This is a genomic window from Streptomyces sp. NPDC056061, assembly GCF_042266885.1.
In the GTDB taxonomy this organism is placed as follows: Bacteria; Actinomycetota; Actinomycetes; order Streptomycetales; family Streptomycetaceae; genus Streptomyces.
The window spans coordinates 21,367-36,425 of sequence record NZ_JBHJWQ010000030.1; the positions used below are offsets into that span (position 1 = coordinate 21,367).

At 71.9% G+C, this 15,059-nt stretch carries 13 protein-coding genes; 7 read left to right on the forward strand and 6 right to left on the reverse strand.

All coding sequences use genetic code 11. From position 1 onward, the window contains the following. The first annotated feature begins 276 nt into the window (after positions 1–276). The 3 genes from ACFC79_RS31340 to tyrS all read left to right on the forward strand — a co-directional run bounded on the left by ACFC79_RS31340 (position 277) and on the right by tyrS (position 4,814). A complete protein-coding gene (locus ACFC79_RS31340; RefSeq protein ID WP_376247268.1) occupies positions 277–1,761 on the forward strand; it encodes a TldD/PmbA family protein in 1,485 nt (494 codons plus the stop codon). Next, entirely contained in the window at positions 1,758–3,152 is a 1,395-nt protein-coding gene (locus tag ACFC79_RS31345) for a metallopeptidase TldD-related protein (protein WP_376247149.1), read from the forward strand. The genes ACFC79_RS31340 and ACFC79_RS31345 overlap by 4 nt, the downstream gene beginning before the upstream one ends. Positions 3,153–3,548: 396 nt before the next feature. Then, entirely contained in the window at positions 3,549–4,814 is a 1,266-nt protein-coding gene (gene tyrS, locus ACFC79_RS31350) for a tyrosine--tRNA ligase (RefSeq protein ID WP_376247151.1), read from the forward strand. Between the two features lie 154 nt (positions 4,815–4,968). Here tyrS and ACFC79_RS31355 read toward each other — a convergent pair whose 3' ends face one another. Further along, positions 4,969–5,250, reverse strand: coding sequence for a GlsB/YeaQ/YmgE family stress response membrane protein (locus ACFC79_RS31355; RefSeq protein WP_376247154.1), 282 nt, complete (start codon positions 5,248–5,250; stop codon positions 4,969–4,971). 285 nt (positions 5,251–5,535) lie between these two features. Between ACFC79_RS31355 and ACFC79_RS31360 the strand changes: the two genes are divergently transcribed. Continuing rightward, positions 5,536–5,901 carry a DUF3099 domain-containing protein gene (locus tag ACFC79_RS31360; protein WP_376247157.1) on the forward strand — a complete coding sequence of 122 codons (366 nt, stop codon included), beginning with the start codon at positions 5,536–5,538 and terminating at the stop codon, positions 5,899–5,901. Between the two features lie 392 nt (positions 5,902–6,293). After that, positions 6,294–6,542 (forward strand): hypothetical protein, encoded by a 249-nt coding sequence (locus ACFC79_RS31365; protein WP_376247159.1) that lies wholly within the window; start codon positions 6,294–6,296, stop codon positions 6,540–6,542. Between the two features lie 33 nt (positions 6,543–6,575). On the opposite strand, the gene moaA is transcribed toward ACFC79_RS31365, so the two are convergent. The 3 genes from moaA to ACFC79_RS31380 all read right to left on the reverse strand — a co-directional run bounded on the left by moaA (position 6,576) and on the right by ACFC79_RS31380 (position 9,860). Beyond that, positions 6,576–7,565 (reverse strand): GTP 3',8-cyclase MoaA, encoded by a 990-nt coding sequence (gene moaA / locus ACFC79_RS31370; protein ID WP_376247271.1) that lies wholly within the window; start codon positions 7,563–7,565, stop codon positions 6,576–6,578. 289 nt (positions 7,566–7,854) lie between these two features. Further along, complete coding sequence (locus ACFC79_RS31375; RefSeq protein WP_376247161.1) at positions 7,855–9,495, reverse strand: cation acetate symporter; 1,641 nt, start codon at positions 9,493–9,495, stop codon at positions 7,855–7,857. Then, positions 9,492–9,860: a DUF485 domain-containing protein gene (locus ACFC79_RS31380; protein ID WP_376247164.1), complete on the reverse strand. Its 369-nt coding sequence runs from the start codon at positions 9,858–9,860 to the stop codon at positions 9,492–9,494. Before ACFC79_RS31380 ends, ACFC79_RS31375 begins: the two co-directional genes overlap by 4 nt. A gap of 310 nt (positions 9,861–10,170) precedes the next feature. On the opposite strand from ACFC79_RS31380, the gene ACFC79_RS31385 reads away from it, so the two are divergent. Next, a complete protein-coding gene (locus ACFC79_RS31385) occupies positions 10,171–11,706 on the forward strand; it encodes a S8 family serine peptidase (RefSeq protein WP_376247167.1) in 1,536 nt (511 codons plus the stop codon). Between the two features lie 123 nt (positions 11,707–11,829). Next, complete coding sequence (locus ACFC79_RS31390; protein WP_376247169.1) at positions 11,830–13,290, forward strand: CoA transferase; 1,461 nt, start codon at positions 11,830–11,832, stop codon at positions 13,288–13,290. A gap of 36 nt (positions 13,291–13,326) precedes the next feature. Here the strand turns inward: ACFC79_RS31390 and ACFC79_RS31395 are convergent, their stop codons facing one another. Beyond that, the gene (locus ACFC79_RS31395; RefSeq protein ID WP_376247172.1) at positions 13,327–14,040 is read right to left on the reverse strand and encodes a lysoplasmalogenase; all 714 of its coding nucleotides are present in this window, start codon (positions 14,038–14,040) and stop codon (positions 13,327–13,329) included. Next, entirely contained in the window at positions 14,037–14,945 is a 909-nt protein-coding gene (locus ACFC79_RS31400; RefSeq protein WP_376247174.1) for a sterol desaturase family protein, read from the reverse strand. The genes ACFC79_RS31395 and ACFC79_RS31400 overlap by 4 nt, the downstream gene beginning before the upstream one ends. Between the last annotated feature and the right edge of the window lie 114 nt (positions 14,946–15,059).

Below are 15,059 nucleotides of genomic sequence, written 5' to 3' on the forward strand. Positions count from 1 at the left end.
CCCGGGGCATCGGCGGGCACGCCGGCGTCCGTCCGTCCCGGTGGTATTCGCGGCGCGACGCCGCTGCGGCCGTGCTTCACTTCCTCGTGCATGATCCGAAGTACGTGATCAGGACTTCCCCGCGCGCGGTCGGGAGTACGTGATCCGGGCCCGCTCCGCGCACGGTCCGGGGGCGTGCGATCCGGAACCCGGCGTGCGCGTGGTCCGAGGGCATGTGACGAAAAGAGGAGGCCGCGCGTGGCCCATGACATCGACCCATCATTTCTCGCCCTGCCGATGCGGGCCCTCGCCGACGCGGCGCTCGCCCGCGCCCGGGCGCTCGGGGCCGTGCACGCCGACTTCCGCCTCGAACGGGTGCGCAGCGCTTCCTGGCGACTGCGGGACGCCCGGCCGGCCGGCAGCTCGGACACCACCGATCTCGGGTATGCGGTGCGCGTGGTGCACGGCGGGGCGTGGGGGTTCGCGTCGGGCGTGGACCTGACGATGGACGCCGCGGCGAAGGTGGCCTCGCAGGCCGTCGCCATGGCGAAACTGTCGGCGAAGGTGATCGCCGCGGCCGGGTCCGACGAGCGGGTGGAGCTGGCGGACGAACCGGTGCACGGCGAGCGGACCTGGGTCTCGGCGTACGAGATCGACCCGTTCTCCGTTCCGGACGAGGAGAAGGCGGCACTGCTCGCCGAGTGGAGCGGGCGGCTGCTGGGCGCGGAGGGGGTCACGCATGTGGACGCCTCGCTGACGACCGTTCACGAGAACAAGTTCTACGCGGACACGGCGGGCACCGTCACCACGCAGCAGCGGGTGCGGCTGCACCCGGAGTTGACCGCGGTCGCCGTGGACGGGACCACCGGTGAGTTCGACTCGATGCGGACGCTCGCCCCGCCGGTGGGCCGCGGCTGGGAGTACCTGACCGGGACCGGCTGGGACTGGGACCGGGAGCTGGCGGAGATCCCCGGGCTGCTTGCCGAGAAGATGCGGGCACCGGGTGTCGGGGCCGGAAGGTACGACCTGGTCGTCGACCCGTCGAACCTGTGGCTGACCATCCACGAGTCGATCGGCCACGCCACCGAGCTGGACCGGGCGCTGGGGTACGAGGCCGCGTACGCGGGGACCTCGTTCGCCACCTTCGACCGGCTGGGGAAGCTGGCGTACGGCTCGCCCGTGATGAACGTGACCGGCGACCGCACCGCCGAGCACGGGCTGGCGACCGTCGGGTACGACGACGAGGGCGTCGAGGCGCAGTCCTGGGACCTGATCAAGGACGGGACTCTGGCCGGCTACCAGCTGGACCGGCGGATGGCGCGGCTGACGGGCCTGGGGCGGTCCAACGGCTGTGCGTACGCGGACTCCCCGGGGCACGTCCCCGTGCAGCGGATGGCGAACGTGTCGCTGCTGCCGGAGCCGGGCGGCCCGTCGACCGAGGACCTGATCGGCGGCGTGGAGCGCGGGATCTACGTGGTCGGCGACCGGTCGTGGTCGATCGACATGCAGCGCTACAACTTCCAGTTCACCGGTCAGCGGTTCTTCCGGATCGAGAACGGCACGTTGGCCGGGCAGCTGCGCGATGTCGCGTACCAGGCGACCACGCCGGAGTTCTGGGGCTCGATGGAGCGGGTCGGCGGTCCGCAGACCTATGTCCTGGGCGGCGCGTTCAATTGCGGCAAGGCCCAGCCGGGCCAGGTCGCGGCCGTCTCGCACGGCTGCCCCTCCGCCCTGTTCCGGGACGTGAACATCCTCAACACGACGCAGGAGGCCGGGCGATGAGCCGCGTCAGCAAGCCGCACGAGATCGTCGAGCGGGCTCTCGACCTGTCCACCGCCGATGGTTGTGTGGTCATCGCCGACGAGGAGTCGTCGGCGAACCTGCGCTGGGCCGGGAACGCGCTCACCACGAACGGGGTGACGCGCGGGCGGACCCTGACCGTGATCGCGACCGTCGACGGGGCGCAGGGCACCGCGTCCGGCGTGGTGTCGCGGTCCGCGGTCACCGCCGACGACCTGGAGCCGCTGGTGCGGGCCGCCGAGGCCGCCGCGCGCGGGGCCGGTCCGGCGGAGGACGCCCGGCCGCTGGTCGAGGGGGTGCCGGTCTCGCCCGACTTCACGGACGCGCCGGCCGAGACCGGGTCGGACGTCTTCGCCGAGTTCGCGCCGGCGCTGGGCGATGCGTTCGCCCGTGCCCGGTCGGGCGGCCGTGAGCTGTACGGCTTCGCCCACCACCAGCTGACCTCGACGTATCTGGGCACGTCGACGGGGCTGCGGCTGCGTCACGACCAGCCGAACGGCACCCTGGAGCTCAACGCCAAGTCCCCCGACCGCTCCCGTTCCACCTGGGCGGGCCTCTCCACCCGTGACTTCGGGGACGTCGACCCGATCGAGCTCGACACGGAGCTGGCACGGCGGCTGCGCTGGGCCGAGCGCCGCATCGAGCTGCCGGCCGGACGGTACGAGACGCTGCTGCCGCCGACCGCCGTCGCCGATCTGCTGGTCTACCAGCTGTGGTCGTCGGCGGGCCGGGACGCGGTGGAGGGGCGCACGGCGTTCTCCCGGCCGGGCGGCGGGACCCGGCTCGGCGAGACGCTGTCCGCGTTGCCGCTGACGCTGCGCAGCGACCCGCACGCGCCGGGGCTGGAATCGGCGCCGTTCGTGATCGCCCACTCCTCCGGGGACAGCGCCTCCGTCTTCGACAACGGCCTGCCGCTGGCATCGACCGACTGGATCCGGGAGGGCCGACTGGAACATCTGACGACCACCCGGCACACGGCGGCGCTGACCGGCCTCCCGGTCGCACCGGCGATCGACAACCTGGTGCTCGACGGCGGCGGCGAGCAGTCGCTGGAGGAGATGGTCGCGGCGACGACCGGCCGCGCGCTGCTGCTGACCTGCCTGTGGTACATCCGGGAGGTCGATCCGGCGACCCTGCTGCTGACCGGGCTGACCCGTGACGGGGTGTACCTCGTCGAGGACGGGGAGGTCGTCGGCGAGGTGAACAATTTCCGGTTCAACGAGTCGCCGGTCGACCTGCTGTCGCGGGCCGCGGAGGCGGGCCGCACCGAGAAGACGCTGCCGCGCGAGTGGAGCGACTGGTTCACCCGGGCCGCCGCGCCCGCGCTGCGGATCCCCGACTTCAACATGAGTTCGGTGAGCCCCGGCGTCTGACACGGCCCGGTCCGTGTTCTCGAACCGCCGCCGTCCGGCCGGTGCCGGTCGGCGGCGCGAGGACACGGCCCGGTGCCGCGACCGGCGGCGTCCGCCCTGTCGCGCAAGCGTTTCCGGTCACGGCACTATCACGGCACCAAGGGCTGTCCCGTAATCCGTGGTGGACCGGTGCACGGCGTCGGATGTGGTGCATCGCAAGGCGGAGGGGCGTCCGCATACTGGATGTATGCGGACGTTCCGACAACGCGGCGAGGTGCCGCAACTGTCGTCGCGCACCCGCCAGGGATTAACGGGACAGCCCTTAGACTGGCCGTCGCCATCCGATGTACACGCCGCGATCCGCGCGCGTGCCACGATCCGATGCACATTCGAGCACATCCGAGGAGAGAAAGAACCGTGACGGACATCGTCGACGAGCTGAAGTGGCGCGGGCTGTTCGCCCAGTCCACCGATGAGGACGCACTGCGCAAGGCTCTCGCGGACGGCCCCGTCACGTTCTATTGCGGCTACGACCCCACCGCGGCGAGTCTGCACGTCGGCCACCTGGTGCAGGTGCTCACCATGCGCCGACTCCAGCGGGCGGGCCTGCGACCGCTCGCCCTGGTGGGCGGGGCCACCGGTCAGATCGGTGACCCGCGGCCGACCGCCGAGCGCACGCTGAACGACCCGACGACGGTCGCCGAGTGGGTGACGCGGCTGCGGACGCAGATCGAGCCGTTCCTGTCCTTCGAGGGCGAGAACGCGGCGGTCATGGTCAACAACCTGGACTGGACCGCGGGCATGTCCGCGATCGAGTTCCTCCGCGACATCGGCAAGCACTTCCGCGTCAACAAGATGCTGACCAAGGAGTCCATCGCCCGCCGGCTGGAGTCCGACGAGGGCATCAGCTACACCGAGTTCAGCTACCAGCTGCTCCAGAGCATGGACTTCCTGGAGCTGTACCGGCGCTACGGCTGCACCCTCCAGCAGGGCGGCAGCGACCAGTGGGGCAACCTCACCGCGGGCCTGGACCTGATCCACCGTCTGGAGCCGGGTGCCGAGGTGCACGCGTTGGCGACGCCGCTGATGACGAAGGCGGACGGGACCAAGTTCGGCAAGACCGAGGGCGGGGCCGTCTGGCTCGACCCGGCGATGACGACGCCGTACGCGTTCTACCAGTTCTGGCTGAACGTGGACGACCGGGACGTCTCCCGGTACATGCGCATCCTCAGCTTCCGCAGCCCGGCGGAGCTGGAGGAGCTGGAGAAGGTCACCGAGGAGCGTCCGCAGGCCCGGACGGCACAGCGCGCGCTGGCCGAGGAGCTGACGACGCTGGTGCACGGCGCCGACCAGTGCGCCGCGGTGATCGCCGCGTCGAAGGCCCTCTTCGGTCAGGGCGAGCTGGACGAGCTGGACGAGGCGACGCTGGGCGCCGCGCTGTCCGAGGTTCCGCACGCGCGGGTCACCGAGCTCGGCCCGCTGGTGGACCTCCTGGTGGAGGTCGGCCTGGCCCCGAGCAAGTCGGGCGCCCGACGCACGGTGAAGGAGGGCGGCGCGTACGTGAACAACGTCAAGATCACCGACGGCGAGAGCGCGCCCGACCGTGACCAGCTGCTGCACGGGCGCTGGCTGGTGCTGCGCCGGGGCAAGAAGAACCTCGCCGCCGTCGAGGTCATCGGCTGATCGTCGGCATCGGCGACCGCGGCCGGACGCGCCTGAGGCGTATCCGGCCGCGGTGCGTCGCGGCCCGGGCCCGGCGTCCGCCCCGGGGGCCGTGCCGGGTGCGGGAGCAGTGCCGCAGGCAGGATCTGCGCCGGGCCCGGTGTCCGCTCCGGGTTCAGGATCTGTGCCTGTTCCTGTTGCCGCGGAACGATGCCCACAGCATGTCGCCGACACCGACGACCACCACGGCACCGATCAGCTGGAGCAGGTGACGCGTCCAGTCGATGCCCTTGGTTTCATTGACCCCCAGCCAGGTGGCGACGGCGTTGCCCAGCACGCTGCCGATCATGCCGAAAATGATCGTCAGCCAGATGGGGATGTTCTGTTTGCCCGGCAGGATCGCCTTCGCGATCAGACCGAGCACCAGTCCCACGACGATTGCCCACAACCAGCCCATGTCGCCTCCTCGTGCGACGCGATGTCGCGCATGTGGGGCCCAGTCTCTGCGTGATGGCGGGGCCCCGCACGCCGGGCGCGGCCGTACGCGCTGCTCCGTACGTGGCGCTCCGAACGCGTCCGGTCGGGCCGCTCGGTCGGCGATCGGCCGAACGCGACGTGCCCCGGCCTCGAAGGCGTCGCGGGCCGGGCGTACGGTGGATGCGGTCCGGTCCGGGCACGGCCGGTACGGGAATGAGATCTTCCCCGGGCCGTCGGGCACCTGGGGAGGAGTGATGGAGACGTGATGCGGAAGCAGAACGGTGTCGAGGTCTTCCGGATCACGGGAGCCCGGCAGGGACTCGCGGACGATGTGCGCGGCAGGCAGCGGCGGTATGTGATCTCGATGTCCGTGCGCACGGTGTCGGTGATCATGGCCGCGGCGTTGTGGAACGTCGAACGGTACGTGTCGATCGTGGCGCTGGTCCTCGGAGCTCTGCTCCCGTACGTGGCGGTGGTCATGGCCAACGCGGGCCGCGAATCCACCCCGGGGCTTCCTTCGACGTTCGTCCCCTCGCCGGTGCGGCCGGTACTCGACGCCACCGGTGTTTCCGGCGCATCGGCGTCAGGACCGGCCTCCGACGGTGCCGGGCGCGAGGGGGGCACCGCGTGAGCCGGGCGGAAGCCCGGTGCGGCACGAGGGTTCCGCACAAGCACAGTTGAGGCGAGAACGCACCCGAGTAGCGCGAAGTCCTCAGATCAATCGTGAAGTTACGGTGCACCGCACCCCGGTCTGCGTGACATACTTCGTGAGCGCTCCGCATCCCCCGTCGGAGCGACGGACCGACGCCGGGCAGCTCCCCCCGTGGCTGCTCGGCGTCGTTTTTCTGCCGTCGCGCGCCCGTCGGGGTTTCGTCGGTCGTGCCGGTCCCCGAGTCCTCTGCTCCGCACGAACCGCGCAGCCCCCGTCCGTCGTCGCTCGCTCCTCCGCCTCGGAAGCGAGGGCCCCGGGCGCCGCTCCTCCTCCCGCGGCCCGCGGTGGGCGGGGTCGTTAGGGTTGGGGCCGTGATCCTCCCCGATTCCGGTGCCGAGAGCGCCGCCGCACCCATCTGTTCCGCCAAGGGCTGCCGCGCCGCCGCGGTATGGGTCCTGGCCTGGAACAACCCGAAGCTGCACACCCCGGAGCGCCGCAAGACCTGGCTCGCCTGCGAGGAGCACCGGGAACACCTCTCCTCGTTCCTGGGCGTCCGGGGCTTCCTCAAGGACGTCGTGACGCTGGCGGAATGGGAATCCGGATCGGACGGCGCCGTCTGAGGGACGCTCCGTCCCCGGCGGGTGCGCCCGGCGTCAGCCGCCGATCGCCGACATCGGCCGGTCCGGCTGGAGGAAGGACGGGTCGTCCAGGCCGGAGCCGGCCTTCTTCCCCCGCATCGCCCGCGTCCAGATCCGGGCGATCTCCTCGTCCGGCGCGCCCGCTCGCAGGGCCCCGCGCAGGTCGGTCTCCTCGCGGGCGAAGAGGCAGGTCCGCACCTGCCCGTCGGCGGTGAGCCGGGTCCGGTCGCAGGCCCGGCAGAAGGGGCGGGTCACGGAGGCGATGACGCCGACCCGGTGGGGGCCGCCGTCGACGAGCCAGCGCTCGGCGGGGGCGGAGCCCCGTTCCTCCGCACCCTCCTCGGTGAGGGTGAAGCGGGTGCGCAGCGACTGGAGTATGTCACCGGCGGTGATCATGCCGTCGCGCTTCCAGCCGTGCTGCGCGTCGAGCGGCATCTGCTCGATGAAGCGGAGCTCGTAGTCGTGCTCGACGGCCCAGGCGAGCAGGTCGGGGGCCTCGTCGTCGTTGAGTCCGGGCATCAGCACGGTGTTGACCTTGACGGGGGTGAGACCGGCGTCGCGGGCGGCTTCGAGGCCGGTCAGCACGTCGCGGTGCCGGTCGCGGCGGGTGAGGGTCCTGAAGACGTCGGGGCGCAGGGTGTCCAGCGAGACGTTGACCCGGTCCAGACCGGCTGCGCGGAGCGCCGCGGCGGTGCGCTTCAGTCCGATGCCGTTGGTGGTGAGCGACATCCTGGGGCGCGGGTCGAGGGCGGCGCACTGCGCGACGACGGAGACGAGTCCGGGGCGCAGCAGCGGCTCGCCGCCGGTGAAGCGGACTTCGGTGATCCCGAGTCGGGTGACGGCGATGCGGACCAGCCGGACGATCTCGTCGTCGCCGAGCAGGTCGGGCCTGGCCAGCCATTGCAGGCCCTCTTCCGGCATGCAGTAGGTGCAGCGCAGATTGCAGCGGTCGGTCAGCGATACGCGCAGGTCGGTGGCGACCCGGCCGTAGGTGTCGACGAGCATGTGGGCCCCCTCCCGGTGGTTGTCCCGGTGCCGTGCCCGGGCGGCTTCGGCCGACGGATCCCGACCGGTGGTCACCGGTGGCCACCGCCGGTCGTCCGGGGCGGTCCTTCCGGCCGACTCCTCCGAGCCTACGCGAGACCTGGCGCATCGGAGGGGCCCACGTGCCACGAGGAGCGCCGCGGCCGTGCCGTAGGGGTCCTACGACACGGCCGCGGCGGTGCGGGTGGTCCGGGCGATCGCGGGGCGGGAGATCACCGGCCGGCCCGGGGCCGGGGCCGGGTCCCGGTCGTCAGTGCGCTCCGACGCCGGTGAGGGACTTGACCTCCAGTTCGGCGTACTTGCCCTTGTCCGGCTCCTCCTTCGACAGGAGGGAGCCGATCCAGCCGAGCAGGAAGCCCAGCGGGATGGAGATCAGCCCCGGGTTCTCCAGCGGGAACCAGGCGAAGTCGACGCCCTTGAACATGGACGTCTTCGGGTTGCCGGAGACGACCGGGGAGAACAGCACGAGGATCACCGAACTGGCGAGGCCGCCGTAGATCGACCAGAGTGCGCCCCGGGTGGTGAACCGCTTCCAGAAGAGGCTGTAGAGAATGGTCGGCAGGTTCGCGGAGGCGGCGACGGCGAAGGCGAGGGCGACCAGTCCGGCGACGTTCATGTCGCGGGCGAAGGCGCCGAGCAGGATCGCTACCGCGCCGATGAGGACGGTGGCCAGGCGGGCGGCGCGCATCTCCTCCCTCTCGGTGGCCTTCCCCTTGCGGATGACGTTGGCGTAGATGTCGTGCGCGAAGGAGGACGAGGAGGCGAGGGTGAGCCCCGCGACGACGGCGAGGATGGTGGCGAAGGCGACGGCCGAGATCACCGCCAGCAGCACGGCGCCCCCGGTGGAGCCGACCCCGCCGAGGTATTCGGCGAGCTGGGGCGCCGCCGCGTTGCCCGCCGGGTTCTTCGCCTTGATCTCGTCCGGGCCGATGAGGGCCGCGGCGCCGAAGCCGAGGGCGATCGTCATCAGGTAGAAGGCGCCGATGATGCCGATGGCCCAGTTGACCGACTTACGGGCGGCCTTGGCGGTCGGCACCGTGTAGAAGCGGATCAGGATGTGCGGCAGGCCGGCGGTCCCGAGGACCAGGGCGATGCCGAGGGAGAGGAAGTCCAGCTTCGAGGTGCCGGTGGCACCGTACTTGAGTCCGGGCTCCAGAAACGCGGCTCCGTGGCCGCTCTTCGTCGCGGCCGTGCCCAGCAGGTCGGAGATGTTGAAGTGGAACTTCAGCAGCACCAGGAAGGTCATCAGCAGCGCGCCCGCGATGAGCAGCACCGCCTTGACCATCTGGACCCAGGTGGTGCCCTTCATGCCGCCGATGGTGACGTACACGATCATCAGGACGCCGACCAGCGCGACGATGAGGATCTTGCCCGCGTCGCTGGTGATGCCGAGGAGGAGGGCGACCAGGACGCCCGCGCCCGCCATCTGGGCCAGCAGGTAGAAGATCGAGACGACGATGGTGGAGACGCCCGCGGCGGTGCGTACCGGGCGCTGCCGCATCCGGTAGGCGAGGACGTCGCCCATCGTGTAGCGGCCGGAGTTGCGCAGCGGTTCGGCGACCAGCAGCAGGGCGACCAGCCAGGCGACGAGGAAGCCGATGGAGTACAGGAAGCCGTCGTAGCCGAAGAGGGCGATGGCCCCGGCGATCCCGAGGAAGGAGGCCGCCGACATGTAGTCGCCGGAGACCGCGAGCCCGTTCTGGAACGCGGTGAACTGCCGTCCGCCCGCGTAGAAGTCGGCGGCGCTGCGGGTCTGCCGCCCGGCCCAGACGGTGATGCCCAGGGTCGCGGCGACGAATACCGCGAAGAGCGTGATGATCAGCGGCCGGTGCTCGGTGGTCGAGGAGGCGGCCAGGTGGAGGGCGGTGTGTGCGGGGTTCGCGGGGCTCATGCGTCGGCCTCCAGACGGGACTTGATGGCCTCGGCCCGTGGGTCGAGCTTCGCGGCCGCGTGACGTGAGTAGAACCAGGCGATGAGGAACGTGCTGACGAACTGGGCGAGGCCGAGGACGAAGGCCACGTTGATGTGGCCGTACACCGTGGTGCCCATGAAGCCGCCCGCGTAGTTGGACAGCAGTACGTACAGGAGGTACCAGAGGACGAAGGCGATGGTCAGCGGGAAGGCGAACGAGCGGTGCGTGCGGCGCAGTTCGCCGAACTCGGCGCTCTCCTGGGCCGCGAGGAACGTCTCGGTCGTCGGCTCGGCGGGGCGGGCGGGCGCAACGCTCTCGGGCGGTGGTGGTGCATCGGTGGTCACGGAATCTCCTCGCGGCGCGGGGGCGGTGGTGGGGACAGCGGTCTTCCGCCGGGGAACCTCGGTCGGCCGGGGACGCGTACGAGCTTTCCCTGCCGTGATGGTGTGTTCCCCGACTACGGCACGGACGGCGTGTCGCGACGGTTCACCTCCGGTCCGCGCTCTCCGAACACGTCTGCGCGCGCCCGTCCGGACAAAGTGGGTGCCGCGAACTCATTGATGAGCGGGCATGATCCCGATAACTTCACTGGTCATGTACGCGACCGGGCATTTCAGGTGTCCGGTCGCCCGGCACGGATGATGTGGAGACCCCATGGCTCAGCTGGGTTCCAGACGGACTCGCACCCTGACGATGTCCGTCGGACTGGCACTCACGGCCTCGCTCGGCTTCCTGCCGACGGGCGCCGCCTCCGCCGCACCGGTGGACACTCCGCCCTCGGCCGCGGTGTCGACGGACGGCCCGAAGCTCTCGTACGTGGTCAACACACGGGCCAATCACGGCACCGTCAAGCAGGTGAGGAAGGCGATAACCGCGGCCGGCGGCACCGTGGTCGCCGCCTACGAGCAGATCGGCGTGATCGTCGTCCACTCGCAGAACCCGGACTTCGCGCAGTCGATCCGCCGCGTCAAGGGGGTCGACTCGGCGGGGGCCACCCGCACCAACCCCATCGTTCCGCAGGCGACCACGGAGACCGGGGTCGAGCAGCCCCTCACCGCCGCGCAGGCCGACGCCGCGGCGGCGAGGGCGAACGCGGACCAGGACCCGATGGAACCGCTCCAGTGGGACCTGCCCGCCATCAAGGCGGACCAGGCTCACCGCACGACACTCGGCAGCAGCAAGGTCACGGTCGCGGTCATCGACACGGGCGTGGACGACACCCACCCGGACCTCGCCCCGAACTTCAACCGCGGGGCGTCGGTGAGCTGTGCCACCGGGGCGCCGGACACGACGGACGGCGCCTGGCGGCCGAAGGCGGGCGAGAGCGACCACGGGACGCACGTGGCGGGCACCATCGCCGCCGCGAAGAACGGCATCGGGGTCACGGGCGTCGCGCCGGGTGTGAAGGTCGCCGGGATCAAGGTGGCGAACCCGGACGGGTTCTTCTACACCGAGTCGGTCGTCTGCGGCTTCGTCTGGGCCGCGGAGCACGGGGTCGACGTCACCAACAACAGCTACTACACCGACCCGTGGATGTTCAACTGCAAGAACGACCTGGACCAGGGCGCCCTGGTCGAGGCCGTCGCCCGTGCCAGCCGGTACGCGGAGCGCAAGGGCGCGGTCAACGTGGCCTCGGCCGGCAACAGCGCCTTCGACCTGGCCTCGCACGCGATCGAGGACACGACGAGCCCGAACGACACCACGGCGGCCACCCGGACGATCGACCCGCGCGAGTGCCTCGACATCCCGGCGATGCTGCCGGGTGTCGTGACGGTCTCCGCCACCGGTGCCAAGGGCCTGAAGTCCTCGTACTCGAACTACGGCAAGGGCATGATCGACGTCGCGGCCCCGGGCGGCGACTCGACGGTCTACCAGACCCCCGCGCCGCCCGCCACCAGCGGCCTGATCCTGTCCACGCTGCCGGGCGGCAAGTACGGCTACAAGGCCGGTACGTCGATGGCCTCCCCGCACGTCGCGGGTGTCGCGGCGCTGATCAAGTCGAAGCACCCGTACGCCTCCGCGGCCGCGGTGAAGGCGCTGCTGCTGGCCGAGGCCGACGCCACCGCGTGCGGCGAGCCGTACGACATCGACGGTGACGGCACGGTCGACGCCGTCTGCGAGGGCGGCAAGAACAACAACGGCTTCTACGGGGCCGGTGTGGTCAACGCGCTGAACGCGGTCCGCTGGTAGCAGCGTGCCCGGGTCGGGAGGGGCCGTGCCCTTTCGACTCCCCCTTCGCACCCGGTGGGCCGGGCCTCCCCGGCCCACCGGGCTGCCTCCCGCCCGGGTGGCACTCGGTGCCATAGTGCGGGGATGAGTCATGCACACGCATCCGGCACCGAACAGGCGTGGGCGGCGCTGGGCGGAGACCCCGCGCTTCTCGCGCACCTCACGACGAACGGTCCCCAGGGGCTGCTGCCCGCCCGGCTTCCCGTGATGGACCTCGCCCGTTCCGCGGTCGCCGTCTGCTCACTGGCGGCCGCCGAACTGGCGGCCCGCCGCACCGCGCGGCCGGTGCCCCGGGTCCGGGTCGACGACGGGGCGGTGGCCACGGCGTTCACCAGCGAGCGCCATCTGCGGATCGACGGGCGCGCCCCGGCCTCCTTCGCGCCGCTGTCCCGGTTCTGGCGCACGACCGACGGCTGGGTCCGCACGCACGCCAACTATCCGCACCACCGGGCCCGGTTGCTCGGCACGCTGGGACTGCCCGCGGACACCGCGGACCCGGCCGCGGTGGAGGCCGTCGCCGCCTCGTTCGCCGGGCGCCGGGGCGACGAGATCGAGGAGACCGTGTTCGCGGCCGGGGGCCTTGCCGTCGCCGCCCGCACGCCCGGACAGTGGGCTGCGGATCCGCGCGGCGCCGCGGTCGCGGGCACCCCGCTGGTGCGCCGCGACCGACTCGACGACGCGCCGGTCCGCCGCACGGCTCCGCTCACCGGTGAACCGCTGCTGCCGCTGGCCGGGGTGCGGGTCCTGGACCTCACCCGGGTCATCGCGGGCCCCGTCGCCACCCGTACGCTCGCGCTGCTCGGCGCGGACGTGCTGCGGATCGACGCCCCGCAGCTCCCGGAGAGCCCCGACGCCCACGCCGACACCGGTTTCGGGAAGCGGTCGGTGGACCTCGACCTGTCGGCTCCCGCGGGCCTTGCCGTCCTCGACGAGTTGCTCGCCGCCGCGGACGTGGTCGTCATCGGCTACCGGCCCGGCGCGGTGGACCGGTTGGGGCCGACCTCCGCGTACCTGACCGCGCGCAGGCCGGGGCTGGTGATCGCACGGCTCTCGGCCTGGGGGCACGGCCCGTGGGCGGGTCGGCGCGGTTTCGACAGTCTGGTCCAGGTGGCGACCGGCATCGCCGCGGTGGAGGCCCCGGCCGGGGCCGGGCAGCCGCCGGGCGCGCTGCCCGCCCAGGCACTCGATCACGGCACCGGCTACCTGCTGGCCGCCGCCGTGCTGCGCGCGCTGACCGAGCAGCACGCGGAGGGGGGCTCCCGGCTGGTCACGCTCTCGCTCGCCCGTACCGCCGCCTGGCTGCTCGACGAGTTGCCCGCCCGGGAGGAGGCCGCGGCACAGGGCCACCGCGTCGGCACCGGAACCGGTCCCGGGTCCGGCTCGTCGGACGCCCACCGGCCGGAGCGGTGGCTCACGGAGACGGACGGCCCGCTGGGCCGGCTCCGCCACGCCCTGCCACCGGTCCGCTTCGACGGTTCGCCCGCCGACTGGTCGCGCCCGCCCGGCCCCCTGGGTGCGGACACCGCGGCCTGGCTCACGGACTGAACGGCCCGTCCGCCTCCGGGCCGCCGCCGCACGATGCTACGGCTGCCCGGCCGCCGGGCCCGGCCCACCGGCCCTCGTCGGCGCGGGCTCGCCCGCCACGCTCCGCCAGGGATTCGTGCGCGGTGCGAGTACCCCGACGGTGAGCAGGAACTGGGCGGCGATGTAGGTGAGCATGACCCAGAAGTCCGGGGCGGGCAGCTGCGGCCAGTCGGCGATGCCGCTGGCGATGAGCGTGTCGGAGAGCAGGAAGAGCGCCCCGCCGAGGGCCGCGTACCGGCCCCGGGTGCCCGCGCGGTACGCCATCGCCGTCAGCAGCAGGCTGTAGCCGGTCATGGGGATGCGGAGTTCGGCGGGCAGCCCGTTCCAGAGCAGCGCGACCACGACGGTGAGGACGACGGCGTAGCCGGCCGCGACGGGCAACGAGCTCCTGTCCCGGCCGAAGAGCCACAGGTAGCAGACGTGCCCGGCGGCGAAGGAGCCCATCCCGAGCAGGAAGGCGAGATCGGCGTCCGGCAGCAGCAGCGTGTCGCCGCCCCAGCCGAACAGCAGCGCCGCGACGAGCAGCCGCGGGCCGCGCCGAGCGGCGGCGTACCCGGCCAGCAGCGGCATCAGCAGGGGTTTGGCGACGAGATGGGCGACCCGGATGTCGGCGAGCACGCCGACGAGGTCGACGGCGACGGCCACGAGAAACGCGACGAGCAGCGGGCGCACGAGGCGCTCGCGGCGGTCCGCGGCGGTGGCGGCGCTCATCCGGCACGCTCCCCGGTGGTGTGGGGCAGGGCGGCGGCCGACGTCCCGGCGGAGGGCGCCGCGGATGCCGTGGCGGCGGGCTGCCAGCCCGGTCCGCGAAGGACGCGCCCGGCCCGCTCGCGCCAACTGCCCGCCGCCCGCACGTCGCGGGCGATGGCGACGTACTCGTGGGTGGCGACCCGCAGCGGGTTGAACGTGTCGATGTTCTTGGTGAGGCCGTACACCGGCCGCTCCGTCTCGGTGGTGAACGACCCGAAGAGCCGGTCCCAGACGATCAGGATGCCGCCGAAGTTCCGGTCCAGGTAGCCGCCCTGCGAGGCGTGGTGCACCCGGTGGTGGGACGGCGTGTTCAGCACGTACTCGAAGGGCCGCGGGAGTCTGCCGACCCGTTCGGTGTGCACCCAGAACTGGTAGACGAGGTTCACCGACGCGCAGAACGCGAGCGCGGCCGGGTGGACGCCGCAGGCGACGAGCGGGACGTAGAACGGCCAGACGGTCAGCGAGGTCCAGGGCTGGCGCAGCGCGGTGGTGAGGTTGAACTTCCGGCTGGAGTGGTGGACCACGTGGCAGGCCCAGAGGATCCGGACGACGTGGTGGCCGCGGTGGGACCAGTAGTAGAAGAAGTCCTGGGCGAGCAGCATCAGCGGGATCGTCCACCACAGCACCGGGACCCGGAGCGGAGTCAGTTCGTGGACCGCGGTGTAGACAGCGACGATGGGCACTTTCCACAGCAGGTCGAAGACCAGGCTGCCCAGCCCCATGGTGATGCTGGTGGCCGCGTCCTTCGCCTCGTACCCGGCGGCGTCCTCGTCGGGGTGGAAGTGGTGGAGGGCCATCTCCAGAACGGTGAGCAGGACGAAGGCCGGTATGGACCAGAGCACGGCATCGGGCAGATTCGGCGGCATGGCAGCACCGTAGAGCCGCAGGTCGGCCAGGGCCAGACGTTGTTACCAACAAGTATGCAAGACATGGTGTCAGTAGTCTTTGGTGACTTCCGCCAAAGCGGCCGTCGTACGATC

Excerpts from the sequence above, each read along its gene's own strand:
- ACFC79_RS31340 (WP_376247268.1), top strand. The coding sequence starts at position 277 with ATGCGGGCCCTCGCCGACGCGGCGCTCGCCCGCGCCCGGGCGCTCGGG.
- ACFC79_RS31345 (WP_376247149.1), top strand. The coding sequence starts at position 1,758 with ATGAGCCGCGTCAGCAAGCCGCACGAGATCGTCGAGCGGGCTCTCGAC.
- ACFC79_RS31355 (WP_376247154.1), bottom strand. The coding sequence starts at position 5,250 with ATGGGCTGGTTGTGGGCAATCGTCGTGGGACTGGTGCTCGGTCTGATC.
- ACFC79_RS31360 (WP_376247157.1), top strand. The coding sequence starts at position 5,536 with ATGCGGAAGCAGAACGGTGTCGAGGTCTTCCGGATCACGGGAGCCCGG.
- moaA (WP_376247271.1), bottom strand. The coding sequence starts at position 7,565 with ATGCTCGTCGACACCTACGGCCGGGTCGCCACCGACCTGCGCGTATCG.
- ACFC79_RS31375 (WP_376247161.1), bottom strand. The coding sequence starts at position 9,495 with ATGAGCCCCGCGAACCCCGCACACACCGCCCTCCACCTGGCCGCCTCC.
- ACFC79_RS31385 (WP_376247167.1), top strand. The coding sequence starts at position 10,171 with ATGGCTCAGCTGGGTTCCAGACGGACTCGCACCCTGACGATGTCCGTC.
- ACFC79_RS31390 (WP_376247169.1), top strand. The coding sequence starts at position 11,830 with ATGAGTCATGCACACGCATCCGGCACCGAACAGGCGTGGGCGGCGCTG.
- ACFC79_RS31395 (WP_376247172.1), bottom strand. The coding sequence starts at position 14,040 with ATGAGCGCCGCCACCGCCGCGGACCGCCGCGAGCGCCTCGTGCGCCCG.
- ACFC79_RS31400 (WP_376247174.1), bottom strand. The coding sequence starts at position 14,945 with ATGCCGCCGAATCTGCCCGATGCCGTGCTCTGGTCCATACCGGCCTTC.